This window comes from Extensimonas vulgaris (genome assembly GCF_003337425.1).
GTDB classification, from domain to species: Bacteria; Pseudomonadota; Gammaproteobacteria; order Burkholderiales; family Burkholderiaceae_C; genus Extensimonas; species Extensimonas vulgaris.
On sequence record NZ_QPJU01000013.1, the window covers coordinates 25,308 to 46,252 of the forward strand.

The following is a 20,945-nucleotide window of genomic DNA, read 5'->3' on the forward strand; positions in this document are numbered from 1 at the left end:
GCCCATCCAGCAAGCGCTAGCAGCTATCAGTATAGAAGCAATGCCGCGTTTTTACTGCCCCCTCGCGCTGCAGCTTGGCAGCGAAATCGACCTGCCCGCAGGCGCCGCGCGCCACGTGCAGGTGCTGCGCCTGCAACCGGGCGATGCCGTCACGCTGTTCCACGGCGGGCTCGAAGACGTGGGGGTGGACGCCGCAGCGCTCGCGGGTGAATTCGACGCCACCATCGTGCACATGGGCCGCAGCGCGGTGCGCGTGCGCGTGCAGCGCCAGCACGCCGTCGAACGCGAGGCCGCGCGCGCCGTGCATCTGGCCGCCGCCATCATGGCCAACGAGCGCATGGACTGGCTCATCGAAAAAGCCACCGAACTCGGCGCCGCGAGCCTCACGCCGCTGCTGGCCGAACGCAGCGTGCTGCGCCTGGCGGGGGAGCGCGCCGACAAAAAACGCGCGCACTGGCAGGCCATCGCCGTGGCCGCCTGCGAACAATGCGGCCGCAACCGCGTGCCGCGCGTGCACCCCGTGCAAACCCTGGCCGATTGGCTGCGTGCGCAGGGCGCCGGTCTGGCGCTTGCACCATCCGTTGCACCATCCACCGAGCCATCCGACACGGCACCCAGCGCCGCAGCGCAGCGCCTGCTGCTGTCGCTGCAGCCCCACGCCATCGCGCTGCGCGCCGCAGCCGCAAGCGGAGCCGCGGAAGGCAAAGACGGCAAAGCGGCGCCCGTGCACCTGCTCTCCGGCCCCGAAGGCGGCCTGAGCAGCGCCGAAGAAGCGCTCGCGCTGCGGCAGGGCTGGACCCCCGTCACCCTGGGCCCGCGCACCCTGCGCGCCGAAACCGCCCCGCTTGCGGCGCTGGCGGTGTTGACGATTTGAGAAAAAAATTCGAATCTGACCCCGCTTTCCCGCCCGTCATTGCGAGGGCCGTCAGGCCCGTGGCAATCCATGCCCCCGAACCCACGCAACGCCCCGAGCGCAGGCCGTAATGGATCGCCGCGCCCCTGCGGGGCTCTCAATGACCGGTACCTTGCAAAAGGCCGAGCGAAGCGCAGGCCCGTGAGGTATCCCCGCCCTTTCTGGCTGCGCAGACAGCAGGGTTGCCTTCTTTTGCCTTCTTTTCTTGGCGAAACAAGAAAAGAAGGTGCGCTGCCGGGCGCATCTCCCGGCATCCACCCTCAGCCCGGTCAGCTGCGCAAATAATCGGAATCTGACCCCAAATCCTGCGCCTCACCCCTCGCAACTACGCCAAGCCCTCCCCCCGAGCTGCGGCCGCAGCGCGTCGGCTTGGGGGCGCAGGGCCTCGGTGACGGCGGGCAGGCGCAGCACGTAGGCCGTGCCGGCGGGGCGCTCGGGCACCACGCGGGCGGTGCGCACGCCCTTGGCGCGCAGATCGGCCAGGGCGCGTTGGGCGGCTTCCTCGGTGCTGTAGCGGCCCAGCGACAGGCCGGGCTCCCAGGCGGCGCCGGGGCGGTCGAAGGCGATGCCGAGTTCGCGCAGCTCGGCCTTTTTCTTGTCGAGCACGTCCGCCTGCGGAAAGCGCCCCAGGTACACCATCCAGCGGCCCGCGACCGGGATCGGCTCCAGCGTCCAGCTGCCTTGCGGCCAGCGCGCCAGGGCCTTGCGCAGCGTCTCGGCCTGGTGCGCGTCGAAGGTGCCGGCCTGCAGGCATACCGCGGGCGCCGCTGCGGGGCGGGAGGCCGCGGCAAGGGGGGGCGGATGGGGGGTGGGAGGGGCCACGGAAGCAGCCACGGAAGCTGCCTCGGCAGCGGGGGCTGAAGCCGCAACGGGGGCGACACCGGCGCCGGGGTTCGCAGACGCAGCGGCTGTCGAATCCGCAGAAGCGGCAGAGCCCGGCGCCGAGTCGCTGGCCGGTGCCGTGCGCAGGATTTGCAGCGTCTCGGGGCGGATCTGCTGCAGCTGGTGCTGCGGCTCGGAAGTCTCGGCGGGCGCGAGGCCGAGCGCACGCAAGGCGCCGTGCGACCAGGCAAAGTAGCCGAGGTTCAGCAAAAAAAGGAGCAAGACGAAAAGGCGCAGCATGGGCAAATGGCTTATTCGATTGCGGATTGTGGCGCTGCGGGATGATCTGCAGTGGCCGCACGGATGGCATTGGAGTCATCCGCAGCGCCCGCATCGGCACCGGCGCCAGCAACAGGCGCTTCACCAGCAGCGCTGGCGCGCGGCCGCACGCTGACCTCGGAACTCGTGACGCTGCGCAGGCCCGCCGGCGTTTGCACCTGCAGCGCGCCGTCCGCGCCAACGCCTTGCGCCACGCCGCTTGCGCCGTCGCTGAGCAGCACTTCGCGCCCTGCCAAAAGATCACGCGCGGCGTAGCGTGGACGCAGCGGCGCAAAGCCGTGTGCGGCGAAGGCTTGCACGCCCTCCAGCAGCGGCGCCAGCAGGCGCAGCAGCGCGGCGGGCGCGTCCATTTCGGGGGCGATGTCTTGCAGGCAGGCGGGCGGCGTGGCGAGCCCTTGCGCGTCGCGCGGGCGGATGTTGATGCCAATGCCTATGACCACGTAGCGCGCCGCTGCGGCCGCGGCCGGCGCCCACAGGGAGGACGGAAAACCGCTGCCCACGCCCGGCAGCACGAAGCTCGCGGTCTCGATCAGGATGCCGCCGAGCTTGCGGTCGTCGGCCAGCCACAGGTCGTTGGGCCACTTGAGGCCGAGCTTCAGGGGCAGGGCAGACGCGGGAAGCTCCGGCTGCAGGCTCTCGGCCACGCTCAGGCCCACGGCCAGAGACAGGCCCGACCAGTCGCGCGGCGCGAGCGCCAGGCCGAGCGAGAAGGTCAGCGAATCGCCGGGGCTGCTGAGCCACTGCCGCCCCAGGCGCCCGCGCCCCGCGGTCTGCTGCTCGGCCACGAGCAGCGTGGGCGCGCAGCGCCCTTCGCGCGCGCGGCGCATGAGCTCGGTGTTGGTCGAGTCGATGCGCTCGAGCACTTCGACGCTGCCGCCCGGCAGGTGCGCCGCGAGCGCCTGCTGTAGCGCGGCGATGGGCCAGGCGGGCGGGGCCGCGCTTGCCGCGTCGCTTGCCGCGTGCAACGGCGCGCCTGTCATGGCTGGCCCCGGCGCGCGCCGCTGCGCCTGCGTTTGGGCGCGAGCAGCGTGCCGCGGCAGTCGGGGCTGCCGCAGCGGCAGGCGTATTCGGCCTTGAGTTTGGCCGTCTGGCGCGCGTCGATCACGAGCGCGTAGTCGAAGCTCAGCTCCTCGCCCGCGCGGATGTTGCGCAGCGCGGTGATGAAGATGCGGCCCGCGCGTTCGTCCGCGTAGCAGTTGGGCGCGCAGCTGTGGTTGATCCAGCGCGAGGCGTTGCCGCCCACCTTGCCGTCGATCACATGTTCGTCATCGATGTGGAAGTAAAACGTGTGCTGCGGCTGCGCCGGATCGTGCGGGTGGCGCGCGAGTGCCTCCTGCCAGCTGATGATTTCGCCGGTATATTCGATCAGCACTTCGCCCTCGGCGATGTCCTGCAGCGCGAATACGCCCCTGCCGTGCACGGGCGAGCGCCGCACCTGCAGGCGCCGCCCGCGGCCCCGCGCGGCAGTGGCAGGGAAATTTTCGGCCGCCGCGGCGGCATGCGTGCAAGACATGGCAAAACTCTGTTAACTTGAAATTTGCACCTGCGCGCGCGTATGTACGCATGCGTGCGCGCAAGGCCGTAAAGCCCTAAGGCTCCTGGCAGCCTGTCGGACTTTGGAATCGTCGGCTGCGAATGCGCCGCAGCGGCCCATTTTTTACCGTCTTCTTGCCCCATAGTCCCGCTATGGGGCGGCGAATCCGGCAAAAACTGGCCTCGCTGGGGCACCTTCTCGCTTTCGACGCCCAAAGTCCGACAGGCTGCTGGGCATTGTAGAAAACACTCCAAAGCATTCCCGCATGAGCAAAACCCTGGTCATCGCCGAAAAACCCTCCGTCGCGCAAGACATCGTGCGCGCCCTCACGCCCGTCGTGGGCAAGTTCGACAAGCACGACGATTACTTCGAGAACGAGCGCTACATCGTCACCAGCGCCGTGGGCCACCTGGTCGAGATCCAGGCGCCCGAAGACTACGACGTCAAACGCGGCAAGTGGAGCTTTGCGCACCTGCCCGTGATTCCGCCGTATTTCGAGCTCAAGCCCGTGGACAAGACCAAGAGCCGCTTGAACACCATCGTGCGCCTGGCGCGGCGCAAAGACGTGACGGAGCTCATCAACGCCTGCGACGCGGGCCGCGAGGGCGAGCTGATCTTTCGCCTGATCGAGCAGTACGCGGGCGGCAGCAAGAACGGCCGCCCCGTGCCGCTGGGCAAGCCCGTGCGGCGCCTGTGGCTGCAGTCGATGACGCCGCAAGCCATCCGCGACGGCTTTGCGGCGCTGCGCTCGGACGCGCAGATGCAGGGCCTGGCGCAGGCCGCGCGCAGCCGCTCCGAGGCCGACTGGCTCGTGGGCATCAACGGCACGCGCGCGATGACGGCGTTCAACTCGCGCGATGGCGGCTTCTTTTTGACCACCGTGGGCCGCGTGCAGACGCCCACGCTCTCGCTCGTGGTCGAGCGCGAAGAAAAAATCCGCCGCTTCGTGAGCCGTGACTACTGGGAAGTGCACGCGAGCTTTGCCGCGCAGGCCGGCCACTACCCCGGCAAATGGTTCGACCCGCAATGGAAGAAAAGCGACGACCCCGAAGCCCGCGCCGACCGCCTCTGGTCCGAGCCACAGGCGCGCGCGATTGCCGACGCGGTGCGCGGCAAGCCGGGCCGCGTGCACGAAGAAAGCAAGCCCAGCACGCAGGCGAGCCCGCTGCTCTTTGACCTGACCAGCCTGCAGCGCGAGGCCAACAGCAAGTTCGGCTTCAGCGCCAAGACCACGCTCGCGCTCGCGCAAAGCCTGTACGAGCGCCACAAGGCGCTGACCTACCCGCGTACCGACGCGCGCGCCCTGCCCGAAGACTACCTGCCCGTGGCGCGCGACACGCTGCGCATGCTCGCCGCAAGCGGCCTGCGCCACCTCGCGCCGTACGCGCAGCAGGCGCTCGATGGCGACTACGTGCGCCCGAGCAAGCGCATCTTCGACAACAGCAAGGTCAGCGACCACTTCGCCATCATCCCCACGCTGCAGCCGCCCAGCGGCCTGTCCGAGGCCGAGCAAAAGCTCTACGACCTCGTGGCGCGGCGCTTTCTTGCGGTGTTCTTCCCGAACGCCGAATACCTCGTGACCACGCGCATCACCACGGTGGAAGACACGCACCACTTCAAGACCGAAGGCAAGGTGCTGGTGCAACCGGGCTGGCTCGCGATTTACGGCAAAGAGGCCGCGGCCGAGACCGAAGACGGCAAAGAGGCAAAAGAAGGCGAGAAGAACCAGAGCCTCGTGCCCGTGCAGCCGGGCGAGCAGGTGCGCACCGAGCAGGCCGAGCCCAAGGGCCTGAAAACCCGCCCGCCCGCGCGCTACACCGAAGCCACCCTGCTCAGCGCCATGGAAAGCGCGGGCAAGCAGGTCGAGGACGAGGAGCTGCGCGCCGCGATGCGCGAAAAAGGCCTGGGCACGCCGGCCACGCGCGCGGCCATCATCGAAGGCCTGATCGCCGAAAAATACCTGCTGCGCGAGGGCCGCGAGCTCGTGCCCACGCCCAAGGCCTTCCAGCTCATGACGCTGCTGCGCGGCCTGGGCGTGGAAGAACTCTCGCGCGCCGACCTCACCGGCGAGTGGGAATACAAGCTCGCGCAGATGGAAAAAGGCCAGCTCAGCCGCGACGCCTTCATGGCCGAGATCGCCGCCATGACCGAGCGCCTGGTGCAAAAGGCCAAGGAATACGACCGCGACACCATCCCCGGCGACTACGCCACGCTGCAAACGCCGTGTCCGAACTGCGGCGGCGTGGTCAAGGAGAACTACCGCCGCTACGCCTGCACGGGCGCGCACGGCGACGGCGCGGGCTGCGGCTTTTCGTTCAGCAAGTCGCCGGGCGGGCGCACCTTCTCCACGGCCGAGGCCGAGCAGCTGCTGCGCGACAAGCGCATCGGCCCGCTCGAAGGCTTTCGCTCCAAGGCCGGCTGGCCCTTCACGGCCGAGCTCGCGCTCGTGTTCGACGAGGACAGCAAAAATTACAAGCTCGAGTTCGACTTTGGCGACGCCGCCAAGGCCGACGAAGCCGGCGCGCCGGTGGACTTTTCCGGCCAGGAAAGCCTGGGCCCGTGCCCGCGCTGCGGTGCGCCCGTCTATGAGCACGGCAGCAACTACGTCTGCAGCAAGTCCGTGCCCACGCCCGAGCAGCCCGTGCCGAGCTGCGACTTCAAGACCGGCAAAATCATCTTGCAGCAGCCCGTGGAGCGCGCGCAGATGCAAAAGCTGCTCGCCACGGGCAAGACCGATCTGCTCGACAAATTCATCAGCACGCGCACGCGCCGCCCGTTCAAGGCGCACCTGGCCTGGGACAAGGACGCGGGCAAGGTCGGCTTCGAATTCGCGCCGAGCAAATACCCGCCGCGCGCGAATGCTTCTGAATCAGGAGCTGCTAGCGCAGGTGCAGCAAGCGCTGGAGGGCAAATAGGCTCTAAATCTGCAGGCGCCAAAACCGCGGCGAAAACCACGGTGAAAAGCGCAGCAAAAACGGTCGCCAAAACGGCGACCAAAACCGCGGTCAAGTCCAGCGCCGCCAAAACCCCACGCGCCCCCGCCGCAGGCCGCACGCCCAGCCCCGAGCTCGCCGCCGTGATCGGGGCCGAACCCGTGGCGCGCACCGAGGCGCTCAAAAAAGTCTGGGACTACATCAAGGCCCACGGCCTGCAAGATGTCACGAACAAACGCGCGATCAACGCCGACGCCAAGCTGCTGCCGCTGTTCGGCAAGCCGCAAATCTCGATGTTCGAGCTCGCAGGCATTTTGGGCAAGCATTTGGGCTGAGCAGGTGCGAGCCCTTCTGCGCCCCTCGTGACCGCGATTGGCACCAATCGCGGCCCGGGCAAGGGGCGCCCTCCTTGTTTGCGTAAGGCAGGTGACATCTGCGAGTCAACGGCTGCGCGCAAAATACCTGCATGACTTCTTCTGCTCCTCCTTCTGCCCCCGCTTCTGCTCCGCTTTTTGCAGACGCCGCTGCGCCATCGCCCGCGCCCGCTTCCGACGCCTCCACCCCGCCGCGCGTGCTGGCGCTCGAAGGGCTGACGAACTTTCGTGACCTTGGCGGCTACCCCGGATTGCAGGGCCGGCCCGTGAAATGGCGGCGGCTGTTTCGCTCCGACCAGCTCGGCGCACTCACGCCGGCCGACCAGCAGCGCCTTGCAGAACTGGGCATCGCACGCGCGGTGGACTTGCGCGGGGTGCACGAGCGCGCGGCGCAGCCTTACGCGCTGCCGGGCGTGGCGCAGTACGCGCTGCACATCGAGCCCACGGTGGTGCAGCGCGTACAGGAGCTGCTGCAAAAAGGCAGCGCGCCCACCCCCGCCGAGACCGTGCGGCTGATGCAGGACACCTACCGCGCCTTCGTGCACGACAACGCGCCGCGCTTTGCCGAGCTGCTGCAACTGCTGCTGGCGAGCGACGCGCCGCTGGTCTTTCACTGCACCGCGGGCAAGGACCGCACGGGCTTTGCGGCCGCGCTGATCCTGCTCGCGCTCGGCGTGCCGCGCGCGCTGGTGATGCAGGACTACCTGCTGACCAACGCGCTGTACCGCCCGCCGTTCCTCGCGTCGTCCAGCACGCCGCGCGAGGTGCTCGAGGTGATCTGGTTCGTGCGCGAGGATTTCCTCGACGCCGCGCTGCGCCAGATCGACGCCGAATACGGCGGTATAGAGCCCTACCTGGAGCGCGTGCTCGGCCTGAACGCCGCAGCGCGCACCAAGCTGGCGCAGCTATACCTGCAGCCGCCCAAGGGGTGATTGCTTTTTTTTATGTAGCTGCTTACGCTTGATAAATCTGGGCTCACGGCCAAAAACACCTATACCCCGCCACCATCCCTACCGCTGAGGAGACCCCATGACCACCACCCTCGCCAGCCCCCAAGTGGGCGTCCACCCGGACAACCAGGTGCCCGAGCTCAAGGACTACAACCTCTACAGCAGCGACCCGGTGCTGCGCCGCGCCGTGGCGCGCGGCGGCGCGCAGTGGCGCGAAGCCGAGCTGCTGCGCCAGGGCGCCGAATACGGCGCCGAGGCCACGCTGCGTGCCGCCGAGGACGCGAACCGCTACGCGCCCGAGCTCGTCGCCTTCGCGCCCCTGGGTCAGCGCATCGACCAGATCAAGTTCCACCCTGCGTGGCACCAGATCATGGCGATCGCGCGGCGCAACGGCATCGCCAACCTGCCCTTCACCGACGCGCGCCCCTCGGCATGGACGGCCTACGGCGCGTCGCTGTTCATGCACAGCCAGATCGAGGCCGGCTCGGCCTGCCCGACCACCATGACCAAGGCCTGCATCCCGGTGCTGCGCCGCAACGCGCCGCTGTACGCGCTCACGGCGCCGCTGCTCGCCTCGCTCGAACACGACGCGCGCGACATTCCGCTCGTGCACAAGCGCTCGATCGCGGTCGGCATGGGCATGACGGAAAAGCAGGGCGGCAGCGACGTGCGCACCAACACCACGCGCGCCGTGCCCGCAGGCAGCGGCCCCTGGGGCGACGAATACCTGCTCACGGGGCACAAGTGGTTTTTCTCGGCGCCCATGTGCGACGGCCACCTGGTGCTCGCGCGCACCGACGCGCACGGCCCGAGCTGCTTTTTCGTGCCGCGCTGGCGCCCCGACGGCAGCAAGAACCCCATCCACCTGCTGCGCCTCAAGGACAAGGTGGGCAACCGCTCCAACAGCGGCTGCGAGGTCGAGTTCCACGAGGCCTGGGGCGTGCGCGTGGGCGACGAGGGGCGCGGCATCCCGACCATCATCGAAATGGCGACCTACACGCGGCTCGATTGCGCGCTCTCGAGCGCGGGGCTGCTGCGCCAGGCTTTGGTGCAGGCGCTGCACTATGCTCGCAACCGCCACGCCTTCGGCCGCGCGCTCGCCGAGCAGCCCATGATGACCGAGCTGCTCGCCGACCTCGCGCTCGAGTCCGAGGCCGCGACGCTACTGGCCATGGACCTGGCCGGGCGCTTCGGCTCGGCCGACGCGCTCGACGGCGCGTGGCGGCGCATCATGACGCCCGCGGCCAAGTTCTGGGTCTGCAAGCGCGCCGTGGCCCTGACCGGCGAGGCCATGGAGGTCTGGGGCGGCAACGGCTACGTCGAAACCAGCGGCCCCATGGGCCGGCTGTTCCGCGAGGCGCCGGTGAATTCGATCTGGGAGGGCTCGGGCAACGTGATGTGCCTGGACGTGCTGCGCGCCATCGCGCGCCAGCCCGAGGACGCGCAGCGCCTGCTCGAGCACCTGCACGACGTGGCCGCGGCTGCCGCCGCGCCGCAGCTCGTGGCGCAGGTGTGCCAGCTGCGCGCCGCCCTCGCGCAGCCGCCCGCCGAACTCGAACGCCAGGCGCGCCGCTTCACCCAGCGCCTCGCGCTCAGCGCGCAAGCCTGCCTGATGCTCCAGCACGCGAGCGCCGAAGCCGCCGGCGCCTTCATCAGCAGCCGCTTCGACCCCGACTGGGGGCCCGTCACGGGCATCAGCAGCGGCACGGGCGACCCGGCCGCGCTGCTGCGCGCCGCCTGGGCGGGCTGACGCTGAAAGAGGCCGCTGCTGCCAACCGTGTGCGCGGTGGCGTCCACGGCAGGGCGCAAAAAAGCCCGGCCCCATGGAGTTGGGCCGGGCAAGGCGGAGGAAATCGAGAAGAAAAAAGTCCGGCAGTGCGCGCGGAAGGTCAGCGGCTGGGCGCCGGGCCCTGACCATCGCGCATGCCGGCGTGGCCGGGGTGTTTGTCGTGCGAGCCCGTCATGCCTTGGTGCGGCATGAATTGCGCGTCGAAGGTTTTTTGCTGCTGCGGGCTGAGCTTGGCGTAAAAGGCCTTGATGGCTTCGGCGCGCTGGTCCATCTCGGCGATGTGCTGGGTGCGCAGCGCGCGCATGCGGTCCAGGCGCTCGGGGGTGCTGAGCTTGGCGAACTCGTCGGGGTTCATGTCGAGGCGCGCATGCTGCGGTTTGTGCTGCATGGCGTTCATGAAGTCTTGCCACGCGGGTTCCTGCTCGGGTGTGAGTTTGAGCGCTTCTTTGAGCGCGGCGGCGCGCTGGGCAAAGTGCTGCTCGTGGCGCTCTTGCCGGTCGTGCATTCTTTGTGCGCGCGGCGTGTCGGCGCCGGGGCCTGCAGCGGGTGCGGCGGGCTGGGCGAATACGGGCAGCGCGAGCGTGCCGAGCAGCGCGGCGCCCGCCAGACAGCGACGCAAGCGTTGCGGGCCTTGGAATCCTTGAAAGTGGGTCATGGTGTCGTCCTTTCTTGCAAAAGCATTGCTGTGACGCGATGCAGTGTACGCCGGCTTTGTGTCGCTTGCGTGATCCGCGGTTGAGCCTGTGTAAAGTGGCGCCCTCGGCTGGCGCATGGGGTTCAGGGCCGAATTGGCCGTTAGCCCTTTATTGATGTGCATAAGCAGCTATTTATTTGATACTCATTTTGTCGTTACAAAGGTCATCCATGTTCAAGAACATGATCGTTTACCGCATCGCGCAGCCCTGGAACCTGCCGCTCGATGCGGTGGATGCGGCGCTGGCGCGCATGCCGTTTGCGCCCTGCGGCGCCACGCAGGAGCTCGCGCTCGGTTGGGTGCCGCCGCGCGGCGAGGCGCACGGCGCGCTGGCCGAATCGGTGGGCGGGCAATGGATTTTGCGGCTCGTGCGCGAGGCCAAGCTGCTGCCCGCCGCAGTGCTGGCGCGCAAGGCGCAGGAAAAGGCCGCGCAGATCGAGGCCACGACGGGCCGCAAGCCCGGCAAGAAGGAACTGCGCGAGCTCAAGGAGGAAGCCAAGCTCGACCTGCTGCCCATGGCGTTCACGCGGCAGGCAGCGGTGTGGGTGTGGCTAGACCCCGAGGCCGGCTGGTTGGTGCTCGACACCGCGAGCCAGGCACGCGCCGACGAGGTCACGAGCTTGCTCGTGGAGCTGCTGCCGGGCCTGTCGCTGCGCCTGCTGCAGACGCAAACCGCGCCCGCGACGGCGATGGCGCATTGGCTCGCCACCCAGGAGCCGCCCGTGGGCTTCTCGCTGGAGCGCGAGTGCGAGCTCAAAAGCCCCGACGAGTCGCAGGCCGTGGTGCGCTACGCGCGCCACCCGCTCGACATCGCAGAGGTGCAGGCGCACATCGCCGCGGGCAAGCGCCCTACGCGCCTGGCGCTGGCGTGGGAGGGGCGCGTGTCTTTCGTGCTCACCGAGGGGCTGCAGCTCAAAAAAGTGACTTTGCTCGACACTGCGCTGGCCGAGCAGACGGGCGACGATGGCGGCTTCGACGCCGACGTGGCGCTGGCCACGGGCGAGCTGGGCCGTTTGCTGCCGGATTTGGTGGCGGCGCTGGATGGCGAGGCGGACTTGGCCGGGCCGGCAGGGGCGGCGCCTGGGGTGGCCGAGGGGCAAGGCGCTGGCGCGGCAGCCGGGGGAGACGGTGCCGCAGCAACCATGGAAGAAGGCCCGCCGTTTTGAATCGTGCTGCTGGTGGGTCGCCAGCTACGGCTGTGTGTCCCAATCTTGCCTGCTCGCGCTCACCAGATTGTCCCAATCCTCTGGTGGGTTGCCGCGCGCGAGCATTTTTTGGAATACGGCATAGGGGTCGGATTTGTCGCCTGCCGAGCGCAGCGTCTGGGCGTCATTGATCCAGGCATAGACGATGATTTTCGACTTCGAGTCGTAGCGGAAGAACAGCCGATAGCGCCGGCCGAGCTTTGCACGTCGCCAGTGTCGGTGTGCAGGCCCCAAGGTGTTGCCTTGGCGGTATTCGTCGCGTGCCGGATCGTTGGGCACCACGTCTTGCACCAAGTGAAGCAAGGCGCGGAAGAATTTGACGTTGAAGCCCTCGGGGTCGCCTTCTTGTGCGCGCAGCACGGCGGCGCGCAGCTTCAGCAGCTGCCCTATGAAGTGGTCGTGAAACAGCAGCGTCCAGCCATGCCTTTGCATCACAGGTCCACGTCTTCGTCGAAATCGTGGCCAAGGTTTACCGGGTGGCCCGCATGCTCGCGTAAGGTGCGGGCCAATTCCTCGGGCAAATCCCGCACGTGCCGGCCAGATGCGATGTCGCGCTCCAGCAGGTCCAAATATGCACCGATGGCCGGGTCCTGGTGTTCGGCCTCGGCACGGGTGACGACCACTTCGCCTTCGCGCAGTTGAAACGCGACCTTGCCGCCGGCATCGACGCCGAGCAGCAGACGGATGGACTTGGGGAGCGTGATCTGACCTTTGGAGGTCAGCGTGGCGACTTCATGAATGGCTGACATGGGAATTCTTTCGTCTGTGGGGGCAAAAGTATATGGTAAGGAAGATTCCTTACCTTTTCAATTCCCGGATTTTGGTGCCTGCGGTTATACATAGGGCTTTTCCCCGGAGCCTGCCCATGAACCCCCCTTTGATCTCCGACGAACTTGAACTTCTGCAGCAGCTCGTCGACTTGCCAAGCCACCCGCGCATCATCGAGCTCGGCTGCGGCGCGGCGCAGCTCGCGCGCAAGTTGTTGCAGCGCTTTCCGCAGTGCACGGTGGTGGGCTTGGAGGTCGATGCGCGCCAGCATGCGAAGAACCTGCAAAACCCCGCCGAGCGCCTGCGCTTCGTGCAGGCCGGGGCGCAGGCGATTCCATTTGCGGCGCAGTCTTTCGACCTCGCGCTGATGCTCAAGTCCTTGCACCACGTGCCGCTCGCTGCGATGGACCAGGCGCTGGCCGAGGTGCACCGCGTGCTGCGCGCGCAGGGGCTGCTCTACGTGTCCGAGCCGGTGTACGCGGGCGCGCTCAACGAGGTCGTGCGCCTGTTCAACGACGAGGGCGAGGTGCGCGCGGCGGCCTTGGCGGCGGTGCAGCGCGCCGTGGCTTCGGGCGGGTGGGAGCAACTCAGTGAGACGTTTTTCGACATGCCCGTGCACTACGACGACTTCGAGGACTTTGAGCGGCGCATGATCGACGTGACGTTTGCCGAGCGCCACCTCGACGCCGCCACGCGCGCGGCGGTGCAAGCGCGCTTCCTGCCGCACATGACGGCGCAGGGCGCCGACTTCGTGCGGCCCATGCGCGTGAACCTGCTGCGCAAAGTGGGCTGAGACCACCCACGGCCGCCTAGGAGGCTGTCCGACTTTGGGCGTCGATAGCGAGAATGCGCCCCAGCGAGGCCAGTTTTTGCCGGATTCGCCGCCCCATAGTGCTGCTATGGGGCAAGAAGACGGTAAAAAATGGGCCGCTGCGGCGCATTCGCAGCCGACGATTCCAAAGTCCGACAGCCTCCTAGACGTGCAGCGGCGCAATAGCGCAGCGGCGCGCAGTGACGGAAATCAGCGTGCCTGGAAGGTCGGCTTCTGGCGCGCGTAGAAGGCTTCGACGCCGGCGCGGAAGTCCTCGGTGCCCATGCAGTGCACGAAGGATTGCTTTTCGGCGTCGAGCTGCGCGGCAAAGCTGCGCTCGAAGGACTGGCGCATGAGCCGCTTCAGCGCGCCGTAGGCGAGCGTGGGGCCGGCGGCCAGGCGCTGCGCGAGCTCTTGCGTGGCGGCTTCGAGCTGGTCGGCGGGCAGCACGCGGTTGACCAGGCCCATTTGCAGCGCCTCGGCGGCGTCGAAGGGCTCGCCGAGCATGGTGATCTCGAGTGCGCGGCGCAGGCCCACGATGCGTGGCAGGTTCCAGGACATGCCCACGTCGCAGCAGGTGCCAAGGTGGATGTAGGCCGGGGCAAAGCGCGTGCCCTCGGCCACGAGGATGAAGTCGGCGAGCAGCATCAGACTGAGCCCCGCGCCCGCGGCCACGCCGTGCACCTGGGCGATCAGTGGTGCGTCCATGGCCGTGAGCAGCGGCAGCGCCTCGTTGAGCAGCGTGAGGATGTCCGACGCGCCCTGCACGGGGTTGGCGCGCAGCGTGGCCAGGTCGCCGCCCGCCACGAAGCCCTTGCCCGCGCCGCGCAGCACCACGGCGCGCACGCTGGCGTCGGTGCTGATGTCTTTGACGGCGCGGCAAAACGCCTCGGCCAGCGTGTAATCGACGGCGTTGAGCGCGGCGGGGCGGTTCAGGCACAGCGTGACGACGGCGCCTTGGCGTTCGATCAGCACGGGGGATTCGGCAGTTGCGGTCATGGACAATTCCTTCACGGTGGGGTAGTGCGGGTCGCATCAAGCGTCGAACACTGCACTAGTGCAGTGTTTGACGCTATCTGCGACATAAAACCGCGTCTTTTCGGCCTGGGCCGCGTTGCAAATCCTCGCGATACCGCCCGGTATCGCTGTGGTTTGCGCCTTGCCCAGACCAAAAATCCAACGGTTTTATTTGTCGCATCAAGCGTCGAACACTGCACTGGCAATCAGGGTTTTCGCCCTTGCGCATGGGCGCTTGCGCTGGGAGCATGGGTTTTCTACGGGTTTTTCACAAGAGGGTTTGTCCTATGTCCGCTCTGACACCGCTGCAGCGCTGCGATGCGCATCCTTTCATGGGCATGGACGTGCCCGGGCTGCTCGAGCAGCGTGCGCACGCGCGGCCCGACCATCCGTTCATCGTCTGGGAGCCGTTCGAGGGGCTGCCGGAAGTCATCAGCTACGGCATGTTTTGCGAGCGCGTGCGGCGCATCGCGGGCGGCTTGCAGCAGCGCGGCGTGCGCGCGGGCGACTGCGTGCTGATCCACCTCGAAAACTGCCCCGAAACCCTTTTGGCCTGGTACGCCTGCGCGTGGCTCGGCGCGATTGCCGTGACCACGAATGCGCGCGCTTCGGACGACGAGCTCCACTATTACGCCGAGCACTGCGGCGCCGTGGGCGGCATCACGCAGCCCAAGTTTGCCGCGCGCGTGGCGGCCTCGTGCAAAGGCTTGCGCTGGCTGGCCGTGACGGCCACCGACAGCGGCCACGCGCCGCTGCAGGGCGCGCCCGACGCGGCGAGCAGCTTTGCCGCGCTCGACGCCACGCCCGCGCCGCGCCGCCCGGCCGATCCGCTCGCGCCGTGCAGCGTGCAATACACCTCGGGCACGACCTCGCGCCCCAAGGCCGTGCTGTGGACGCATGCCAACGCGCTGTGGGGCGCGCGCATCAACGCCGCGCACGAGGACTTGCGCGCCGAGGACGTGCACCTGGTGCACCTGCCGCTGTTCCACACCAACGCGCAGGCGTATTCGGTGCTCGCGTGCCTGTGGGTGGGCGCCACGGCGGTGGTGCTGCCGCGCTTTTCGGCGAGCCGCTTCTGGCCCGTGTCGATCGCGCGGCGCGTGACCTGGACTTCGATGATCCCGTTTTGCATCCAGGCCCTGCTCGCGCACGAGGTGCCGGCCGAGCACTACTACCGCCTGTGGGGCGCCGCAGCCTGCGCGCTGCCCACGGACGCGCACTTTCGCGTGCAGACCATAGGCTGGTGGGGCATGACCGAGACCATCACGCACGGCATCGTGAGCGACCGCCACCTGCCCAGCCCGAGCATGAGCATAGGCCGCCCCGCGGCGGAATACCGCATCGCCATCGTCGAGGACGACAGCGTGCCGGTGCGCGAGGCGCGGCATGTGGAGCCGGGCGGCTCGGGGCAGTTGCTGATCCAGGGCGTGCGTGGTCTGTCGCTGTTCCAGGAATACCTGGGCAACGCCAAGGCCACGGCCGAGAGCTTCGACCCCGACGGCTGGTTTCGCACGGGCGACCGGGTGGACTTGCTCGAAGAAGGTTCGATCCGCTTCGGCGACCGCACCAAGGACATGCTCAAGGTGGGCGGCGAAAACGTCGCAGCCTCGGAAATCGAGCGCGTGATCCAGGCCGTGCCCGGCGTGGCCGAGGGTGCGGTGGTGGGGCGCGCGCACCCCATGCTTGATGAGGTGCCCGTGGCCTTCGTGATTGCGGCGCCGAATGCGCCGGCGGACCTGGCCGAACGCATCCTCGCCGCGTGTCGCCAGCAGCTCGCGGACTTCAAGTGCCCGCACGAGGTGCGCATCGTCTCCGAGCTGCCGCGCGCCACGCTCGAAAAAGTCGCCAAGGCGCAGCTGCGGCAGATGCTGGCGCAGGAGGGCGCTTGAACCCAGATTGTCCGTTAGGCGGTGCTGCGCACCTACGCGGGCGTTGGCGGACGCCTGCCGGTCATTTTGGCCGCGGCTTCGGCGTCCATGGCACTGGCCATGGACTTCTCACCCGCGACCAAACTGCCACGCCAGCCGCCTCGCCACCATCCCGCGTCCTAATGAACCATCTGGGTTGAACCCAGATTGTCCGTTAGGCGGTGCTGCGCACCTACGCGGGCGCAGGGGGTAGGTGCCGGTTTGCCTTCACTATCCAAAAGAGAGCTGCCTGCGCTTGATGGATCTGCTTTGGCTGGCAAAAACACCCCAAATTCTGCGCGGCTGGACGTCGGTCAGAAAACCCCGAGTTCTAGGCCGCAGGCCAGGGTGGCGCCGAGCTCGCTGCAGCGCGCGAGGTCTTGCGCGCCGATCTGCTTGGGCGCGAGGATGGCCTCGGGTGTTTGCGCGTGCGTGCAGACGATGAGTGCATCAGCCACGGCGTGCAAGCGCCAGCCCGTGGCGATGCGCTCGATCTGGCGCACCGCGTTGCTGCCGTCGCTGCCCGCGCAAACCATGGCGGCGTAGGGCCGTGCGGTGATGCGTTCGAGCGCCGCGTAGTAGCAGCGATCGAAAAAGTCCTTGAGCTGGCCGCTCATCGCCGCGAGATTTTCGGGGGTGGCGAAAAGAAAGCCGTCGGCCTGCAAGACGTCTGCCGGCTGCGCGGCGCTCGCGTGCAGCAGGCGCACCTGTACGGCGTGCGCATCGACCGCCTGCCGCGCACCCGCGCAAGCGGCTTCGACCATCTGGCGCGTGCCGCCGGTCATGGAGTGGTACACCGCGAGCAGGATTTTGGGCATGTGGGGTCGGGGGCGGCGCTGCCGGCCTGGCCGTAGGTGCCGTTTTGTGAGAGCAGGGCGGTCTTTTCCAGGCCCAAGTGCGCGCGCTGCCTGACGCTCAGGGCGGATGCATTGTCCTTGTACGAGGCGAGAAAATGATGCACGACTTACGCAAATCTGGCTCAGGCAAGGCGCTCGCCCAATGGCAAAACACTTTGTTGCATCCTTGTTTGCGTAAGTCCAGTCATGGTAACTCACGACGTGCCCAGTCCCGGCAAGGCCTAGGAGCCTGTCGGACTTTGGAATCGTCGGCTGCGAATGCGCCGCAGCGGCCCATTTTTTACCGTCTTCTTGCCCCATAGTCCCGCTATGGGGCGGCGAATCCGGCAAAAACTGGCCTCGCTGGGGCCCATTCTCGCTTTCGACGCCCAAAGTCCGACAGGCTCCTAGGTGCCGCCCCTTGCATCAGGCCGGGGCTTGTTCAAAGAGCCTGGGCCTGTTATATTCAAAAGCTTTTCGGAATTTCCGAAGGGCCTCACGTTTTCGTATTTTTACGTTCAGGGACGAATCAATGCCAACCATCAACCAGCTCGTGCGTCAGGGGCGCAAGGTCGAAACGACCAAGTCCAAGAGCCCCGCGATGCAAAACTGCCCGCAGCGCCGTGGCGTCTGCACCCGCGTCTATACCACGACCCCCAAAAAGCCTAACTCCGCCTTGCGCAAGGTTGCCAAGGTGCGCCTCACCAATGGCTTCGAGGTCATTTCCTACATCGGTGGCGAAGGCCACAACCTGCAAGAGCACAGCGTCGTGCTGGTGCGCGGCGGGCGCGTCAAGGACTTGCCTGGCGTGCGCTACCACATCGTGCGCGGTTCGCTCGACCTGCAAGGCGTGAAAGACCGCAAACAGGCGCGCTCCAAATACGGCGCCAAGAAGCCCAAGGCCAAATAAGGCTGGCGGTTCCAAGTTTTCATTTTCAGTCATCGGTGCTGCAGGCTGCGTGGCGCAGCGTGGCAGCGTAGTGGCCCACAACGCAAAAAATGCGCGGGTCGAGTAAGTGAGAGTCCCGTATGGCTCTCGCGGCACTGCGAAACGGTGTCAACTGAAGCAAATCAAGAGGTAAAAAATGCCACGTCGTCGCGAAGTCCCTAAACGTGAAATCCTGCCGGATCCCAAATTCGGCAATGTAGAGTTGTCCAAATTCATGAACGTGATCATGGAAGGTGGCAAGAAAGCCGTTGCAGAGCGCATCATATATGGCGCCCTGGAACTGATCGAGAAGAAAAATCCCGGCAAGGATCCGCTGGAAATCTTCACCACAGCCATCAACAACGTGAAACCCCTCGTTGAAGTCAAGTCTCGCCGTGTGGGTGGTGCGAACTATCAAGTGCCCGTGGAGGTGCGTCCTGTCCGGCGTCTGGCGCTTTCCATGCGCTGGATCAAGGAGGCGGCCCGCAAGCGCGGCGAAAAGTCCATGGCCCAGCGTTTGGCCAACGAATTGCTCGAGGCCACGGAAGGTCGGGGCGGTGCCATGAAAAAGCGCGATGAAGTGCACCGCATGGCCGAGGCCAACAAGGCTTTCAGCCACTTCCGTTTCTAAGCGCTTCATTCTTTTTGCCTACACAGGCCGCCGGCGATTTGCCTGCGGCCTTGTGTTGATTCTGGCTACTAAAAATTCACGGGCTGCCCTCTCAAGCGCCCACCCTCACGCACACGATCAACGAGGAACCTATCATGGCTCGCAAGACCCCCATCGAGCGCTATCGCAACATCGGTATTTCTGCGCACATCGACGCCGGCAAGACCACCACCACCGAACGTATCCTGTATTACACCGGCGTCAATCACAAGATCGGCGAGGTGCATGACGGTGCTGCCACCATGGACTGGATGGAGCAAGAGCAGGAGCGCGGCATCACCATCACGTCCGCTGCCACCACCTGTTTCTGGCGCGGCATGGACATGTCGTATCCCGAGCACCGTTTCAACATCATCGACACCCCCGGCCACGTGGACTTCACCATCGAAGTGGAGCGCTCCATGCGCGTGCTCGACGGCGCCTGCATGGTGTATTGCGCCGTGGGCGGCGTGCAGCCGCAGTCTGAAACCGTGTGGCGCCAGGCCAACAAGTACAAGGTGCCGCGCCTGGCCTTCGTCAACAAGATGGACCGCACGGGTGCCAATTTCTTCAAGGTCTATGACCAGATGAAGGTGCGCCTGAAGGCCAACCCCGTGCCCATCGTGATCCCGATCGGCGCCGAAGACAATTTCAAAGGCGTGGTCGATCTGCTCAAGATGAAGGCCATCATTTGGGACGAGGCCTCGCAGGGCATGAAATTCACCTATGAGGACATTCCGGCCGATCTCGTGGACAGTGCCCAGGAGTGGCGCGAGAAGATGATCGAGGCTGCAGCCGAGGCGAACGAAGAGCTGATGAACAAGTACCTCGAGGAGGGCGACCTTTCCGAGGACGAAATCAAGCAAGGCTTGCGCATCCGTACGATCTCCACCGAAATCCAGCCCATGCTGTGCGGCACGGCCTTCAAGAACAAGGGCGTGCAGCGCATGCTGGACGCCGTGATCGATTTTCTGCCTTCGCCGGTGGATATTCCGCCCGTGTCGGGACTCGATGAAAACGACCAGCCGGCAACGCGCAAGGCCGACGATAACGAAAAATTCGCAGCACTGGCTTTCAAGCTGATGACCGATCCATTCGTGGGCCAGCTGACTTTCGTGCGTGTGTATTCGGGTGTGCTCAGCAAGGGAGATACCGTCTATAACCCCGTCAAGGGCAAAAAAGAGCGCATCGGCCGTATCGTGCAGATGCATGCGAACAATCGCCAGGAAATCGAAGAAATCCGTGCCGGCGACATTGCCGCCTGCGTGGGTTTGAAAGAAGTGACGACCGGCGAAACCCTGTGCGACCCGGATGCCATCATCACGCTCGAGCGCATGGTCTTCCCCGAGCCCGTGATTTCCCAGGCCGTCGAGCCCAAAACCAAAGCCGACCAGGAAAAAATGGGCATCGCCCTGCAACGTTTGGCGGCCGAAGACCCGTCGTTCCGTGTGCGCACCGACGAAGAATCCGGCCAGACCATCATTTCGGGCATGGGCGAGCTGCACCTCGAAATTCTCGTCGACCGCATGAAGCGCGAGTTCGGCGTCGAGGCGAACGTCGGCAAGCCCCAGGTGGCGTACCGTGAAACCATCCGCAAGACCGTTTCCGACGTGGAAGGCAAGTTCGTGCGCCAGTCGGGCGGCAAGGGCCAGTATGGCCACGTGGTGTTCCGTGTGGAGCCCAACGAGGCCGGCAAGGGTTTCGAATTCCTCGATGAAATCAAGGGCGGCGTGGTGCCGCGTGAATACATCCCCGCTGTGCAAAAAGGGGTTGAAGAAGCTCTGCAGGCAGGCGTTTTGGCGGGTTACCCCGTGGTCGACGTCAAAGTCGCCCTGACTTTCGGCTCGTACCACGACGTGGACTCGTCCGAGCAGGCGTTCAAAATGGCCGCCATCTTCGGTTTCAAGGAAGCCTGCCGGCGCGCCAACCCCGTCATCCTCGAGCCCATGATGGCCGTGGAAGTCGAGACACCCGAAGAATACGCAGGCAACGTCATGGGCGATTTGTCCTCGCGGCGCGGCATGGTGCAGGGCATGGACGACATGCCTGGTGGCGGCAAGGTCATCAAGGCCGAAGTGCCGCTGTCGGAGATGTTCGGCTACTCCACCACGCTGCGCTCCATGTCGCAAGGCCGCGCCACCTACACGATGGAGTTCAAGCACTACGCCGAAGCACCGAAGAACGTCGCCGAAGCCATCATCGCGGCGAGGGCTAAATAACCCTTAGCGTGCCAGACCAAATTCGCGCAGCGATTTTGTCCTGGCACTCCTCTTGAATGACCCCCGGTCTGCGATCCGGTGCCGCCCTGTTCCCGTGCGGGGCGATCCAGCAACTGGATGCAGACCTTAAACCGATACACGGGATTTGCTCTTTGGAGATTGGAAAATGGCAAAAGGAAAATTCGAACGCACGAAGCCGCACGTCAACGTGGGCACGATCGGTCACGTTGACCACGGCAAGACCACGCTGACGGCAG

20 protein-coding genes are annotated in these 20,945 nt (G+C 66.4%); 12 read left to right on the forward strand and 8 right to left on the reverse strand.

Annotation, left to right across the window (positions count from 1 at the left end):
• Positions 1-40: 40 nt before the first annotated feature.
• Positions 41-874, forward strand: a complete 834-nt coding sequence (locus tag DFR45_RS13255; RefSeq protein WP_114484224.1) for a 16S rRNA (uracil(1498)-N(3))-methyltransferase — start codon at positions 41-43, stop codon at positions 872-874.
• Between the two features lie 351 nt (positions 875-1,225).
• Here DFR45_RS13255 and DFR45_RS13260 read toward each other — a convergent pair whose 3' ends face one another.
• The 3 genes from DFR45_RS13260 to DFR45_RS13270 are packed head-to-tail and all read right to left on the reverse strand — an operon-like array spanning position 1,226 to position 3,587.
• A complete protein-coding gene (locus DFR45_RS13260) occupies positions 1,226-2,035 on the reverse strand; it encodes an SPOR domain-containing protein (RefSeq protein ID WP_114484225.1) in 810 nt (269 codons plus the stop codon).
• A gap of 11 nt (positions 2,036-2,046) precedes the next feature.
• Entirely contained in the window at positions 2,047-3,054 is a 1,008-nt protein-coding gene (locus DFR45_RS13265; protein ID WP_114484226.1) for a biotin--[acetyl-CoA-carboxylase] ligase, read from the reverse strand.
• Positions 3,051-3,587 carry an SET domain-containing protein gene (locus DFR45_RS13270; RefSeq protein WP_114484227.1) on the reverse strand — a complete coding sequence of 179 codons (537 nt, stop codon included), beginning with the start codon at positions 3,585-3,587 and terminating at the stop codon, positions 3,051-3,053. Before DFR45_RS13270 ends, DFR45_RS13265 begins: the two co-directional genes overlap by 4 nt.
• A 286-nt stretch (positions 3,588-3,873) precedes the next feature.
• Between DFR45_RS13270 and DFR45_RS13275 the strand changes: the two genes are divergently transcribed.
• The 3 genes from DFR45_RS13275 to DFR45_RS13285 all read left to right on the forward strand — a co-directional run bounded on the left by DFR45_RS13275 (position 3,874) and on the right by DFR45_RS13285 (position 9,615).
• Positions 3,874-6,876 (forward strand): DNA topoisomerase III, encoded by a 3,003-nt coding sequence (locus tag DFR45_RS13275; protein ID WP_114484228.1) that lies wholly within the window; start codon positions 3,874-3,876, stop codon positions 6,874-6,876.
• Between the two features lie 131 nt (positions 6,877-7,007).
• Positions 7,008-7,847, forward strand: a complete 840-nt coding sequence (locus DFR45_RS13280; RefSeq protein WP_114484229.1) for a tyrosine-protein phosphatase — start codon at positions 7,008-7,010, stop codon at positions 7,845-7,847.
• A gap of 97 nt (positions 7,848-7,944) precedes the next feature.
• A complete protein-coding gene (locus tag DFR45_RS13285) occupies positions 7,945-9,615 on the forward strand; it encodes an acyl-CoA dehydrogenase family protein (protein ID WP_114484230.1) in 1,671 nt (556 codons plus the stop codon).
• 139 nt (positions 9,616-9,754) lie between these two features.
• Here the strand turns inward: DFR45_RS13285 and DFR45_RS13290 are convergent, their stop codons facing one another.
• A complete protein-coding gene (locus DFR45_RS13290; protein WP_114484231.1) occupies positions 9,755-10,309 on the reverse strand; it encodes a Spy/CpxP family protein refolding chaperone in 555 nt (184 codons plus the stop codon).
• 209 nt (positions 10,310-10,518) lie between these two features.
• On the opposite strand from DFR45_RS13290, the gene DFR45_RS13295 reads away from it, so the two are divergent.
• Complete coding sequence (locus tag DFR45_RS13295) at positions 10,519-11,514, forward strand: recombination-associated protein RdgC (protein ID WP_114484232.1); 996 nt, start codon at positions 10,519-10,521, stop codon at positions 11,512-11,514.
• Positions 11,515-11,538: 24 nt separating this feature from the next.
• Here DFR45_RS13295 and DFR45_RS13300 read toward each other — a convergent pair whose 3' ends face one another.
• Positions 11,539-11,985: a type II toxin-antitoxin system YhaV family toxin gene (locus DFR45_RS13300; RefSeq protein ID WP_114484233.1), complete on the reverse strand. Its 447-nt coding sequence runs from the start codon at positions 11,983-11,985 to the stop codon at positions 11,539-11,541.
• On the reverse strand, positions 11,985-12,302 hold the full coding sequence (locus DFR45_RS13305) for a type II toxin-antitoxin system PrlF family antitoxin (RefSeq protein WP_114484234.1): 318 nt from the start codon (positions 12,300-12,302) through the stop codon (positions 11,985-11,987). The genes DFR45_RS13300 and DFR45_RS13305 overlap by 1 nt, the downstream gene beginning before the upstream one ends.
• 116 nt (positions 12,303-12,418) lie before the next feature.
• Here DFR45_RS13305 and DFR45_RS13310 point away from each other — a divergent pair, with 116 nt between their 5' ends.
• Positions 12,419-13,114: a class I SAM-dependent methyltransferase gene (locus DFR45_RS13310; protein ID WP_114484235.1), complete on the forward strand. Its 696-nt coding sequence runs from the start codon at positions 12,419-12,421 to the stop codon at positions 13,112-13,114.
• Between the two features lie 106 nt (positions 13,115-13,220).
• Positions 13,221-13,379: a hypothetical protein gene (locus DFR45_RS14570; RefSeq protein WP_158637006.1), complete on the forward strand. Its 159-nt coding sequence runs from the start codon at positions 13,221-13,223 to the stop codon at positions 13,377-13,379.
• On the opposite strand, the gene DFR45_RS13315 is transcribed toward DFR45_RS14570, so the two are convergent.
• Positions 13,343-14,131, reverse strand: coding sequence for an enoyl-CoA hydratase/isomerase family protein (locus DFR45_RS13315; protein ID WP_114484236.1), 789 nt, complete (start codon positions 14,129-14,131; stop codon positions 13,343-13,345). The genes DFR45_RS14570 and DFR45_RS13315 overlap by 37 nt on opposite strands.
• Positions 14,132-14,436: 305 nt before the next feature.
• On the opposite strand from DFR45_RS13315, the gene DFR45_RS13320 reads away from it, so the two are divergent.
• A complete protein-coding gene (locus DFR45_RS13320) occupies positions 14,437-16,038 on the forward strand; it encodes an AMP-binding protein (protein ID WP_114484237.1) in 1,602 nt (533 codons plus the stop codon).
• Positions 16,039-16,370: 332 nt separating this feature from the next.
• Here the strand turns inward: DFR45_RS13320 and DFR45_RS13325 are convergent, their stop codons facing one another.
• Positions 16,371-16,874, reverse strand: a complete 504-nt coding sequence (locus DFR45_RS13325) for a flavodoxin family protein (protein WP_114484238.1) — start codon at positions 16,872-16,874, stop codon at positions 16,371-16,373.
• Between the two features lie 550 nt (positions 16,875-17,424).
• Between DFR45_RS13325 and rpsL the strand changes: the two genes are divergently transcribed.
• The 4 genes from rpsL to DFR45_RS13345 all read left to right on the forward strand — a co-directional run.
• Positions 17,425-17,802 (forward strand): 30S ribosomal protein S12, encoded by a 378-nt coding sequence (gene rpsL, locus DFR45_RS13330; protein WP_114484239.1) that lies wholly within the window; start codon positions 17,425-17,427, stop codon positions 17,800-17,802.
• Between the two features lie 175 nt (positions 17,803-17,977).
• Complete coding sequence (gene rpsG, locus DFR45_RS13335; RefSeq protein WP_114484240.1) at positions 17,978-18,451, forward strand: 30S ribosomal protein S7; 474 nt, start codon at positions 17,978-17,980, stop codon at positions 18,449-18,451.
• Between the two features lie 134 nt (positions 18,452-18,585).
• Positions 18,586-20,688 carry an elongation factor G gene (gene fusA, locus DFR45_RS13340; RefSeq protein WP_114484241.1) on the forward strand — a complete coding sequence of 701 codons (2,103 nt, stop codon included), beginning with the start codon at positions 18,586-18,588 and terminating at the stop codon, positions 20,686-20,688.
• Positions 20,689-20,854: 166 nt separating this feature from the next.
• Positions 20,855-20,945, forward strand: a 91-nt coding sequence (locus DFR45_RS13345; RefSeq protein WP_032978997.1) for a GTP-binding protein, incomplete at its 3' end; no start/stop codon positions are given.

Bases quoted from the DNA above. Each gene is read 5' to 3' on its own strand.
- DFR45_RS13255 (WP_114484224.1), top strand. From the start codon at position 41: ATGCCGCGTTTTTACTGCCCCCTCGCGCTGCAGCTTGGCAGCGAAATC.
- DFR45_RS13260 (WP_114484225.1), bottom strand. From the start codon at position 2,035: ATGCTGCGCCTTTTCGTCTTGCTCCTTTTTTTGCTGAACCTCGGCTAC.
- DFR45_RS13265 (WP_114484226.1), bottom strand. From the start codon at position 3,054: ATGACAGGCGCGCCGTTGCACGCGGCAAGCGACGCGGCAAGCGCGGCC.
- DFR45_RS13270 (WP_114484227.1), bottom strand. From the start codon at position 3,587: ATGTCTTGCACGCATGCCGCCGCGGCGGCCGAAAATTTCCCTGCCACT.
- DFR45_RS13275 (WP_114484228.1), top strand. From the start codon at position 3,874: ATGAGCAAAACCCTGGTCATCGCCGAAAAACCCTCCGTCGCGCAAGAC.
- DFR45_RS13280 (WP_114484229.1), top strand. From the start codon at position 7,008: ATGACTTCTTCTGCTCCTCCTTCTGCCCCCGCTTCTGCTCCGCTTTTT.
- DFR45_RS13285 (WP_114484230.1), top strand. From the start codon at position 7,945: ATGACCACCACCCTCGCCAGCCCCCAAGTGGGCGTCCACCCGGACAAC.
- DFR45_RS13290 (WP_114484231.1), bottom strand. From the start codon at position 10,309: ATGACCCACTTTCAAGGATTCCAAGGCCCGCAACGCTTGCGTCGCTGT.
- DFR45_RS13295 (WP_114484232.1), top strand. From the start codon at position 10,519: ATGTTCAAGAACATGATCGTTTACCGCATCGCGCAGCCCTGGAACCTG.
- DFR45_RS13300 (WP_114484233.1), bottom strand. From the start codon at position 11,985: ATGCAAAGGCATGGCTGGACGCTGCTGTTTCACGACCACTTCATAGGG.
- DFR45_RS13305 (WP_114484234.1), bottom strand. From the start codon at position 12,302: ATGTCAGCCATTCATGAAGTCGCCACGCTGACCTCCAAAGGTCAGATC.
- DFR45_RS13310 (WP_114484235.1), top strand. From the start codon at position 12,419: ATGAACCCCCCTTTGATCTCCGACGAACTTGAACTTCTGCAGCAGCTC.
- DFR45_RS14570 (WP_158637006.1), top strand. From the start codon at position 13,221: ATGGGGCAAGAAGACGGTAAAAAATGGGCCGCTGCGGCGCATTCGCAG.
- DFR45_RS13315 (WP_114484236.1), bottom strand. From the start codon at position 14,131: ATGACCGCAACTGCCGAATCCCCCGTGCTGATCGAACGCCAAGGCGCC.
- DFR45_RS13320 (WP_114484237.1), top strand. From the start codon at position 14,437: ATGTCCGCTCTGACACCGCTGCAGCGCTGCGATGCGCATCCTTTCATG.
- DFR45_RS13325 (WP_114484238.1), bottom strand. From the start codon at position 16,874: ATGCCCAAAATCCTGCTCGCGGTGTACCACTCCATGACCGGCGGCACG.
- rpsL (WP_114484239.1), top strand. From the start codon at position 17,425: ATGCCAACCATCAACCAGCTCGTGCGTCAGGGGCGCAAGGTCGAAACG.
- rpsG (WP_114484240.1), top strand. From the start codon at position 17,978: ATGCCACGTCGTCGCGAAGTCCCTAAACGTGAAATCCTGCCGGATCCC.
- fusA (WP_114484241.1), top strand. From the start codon at position 18,586: ATGGCTCGCAAGACCCCCATCGAGCGCTATCGCAACATCGGTATTTCT.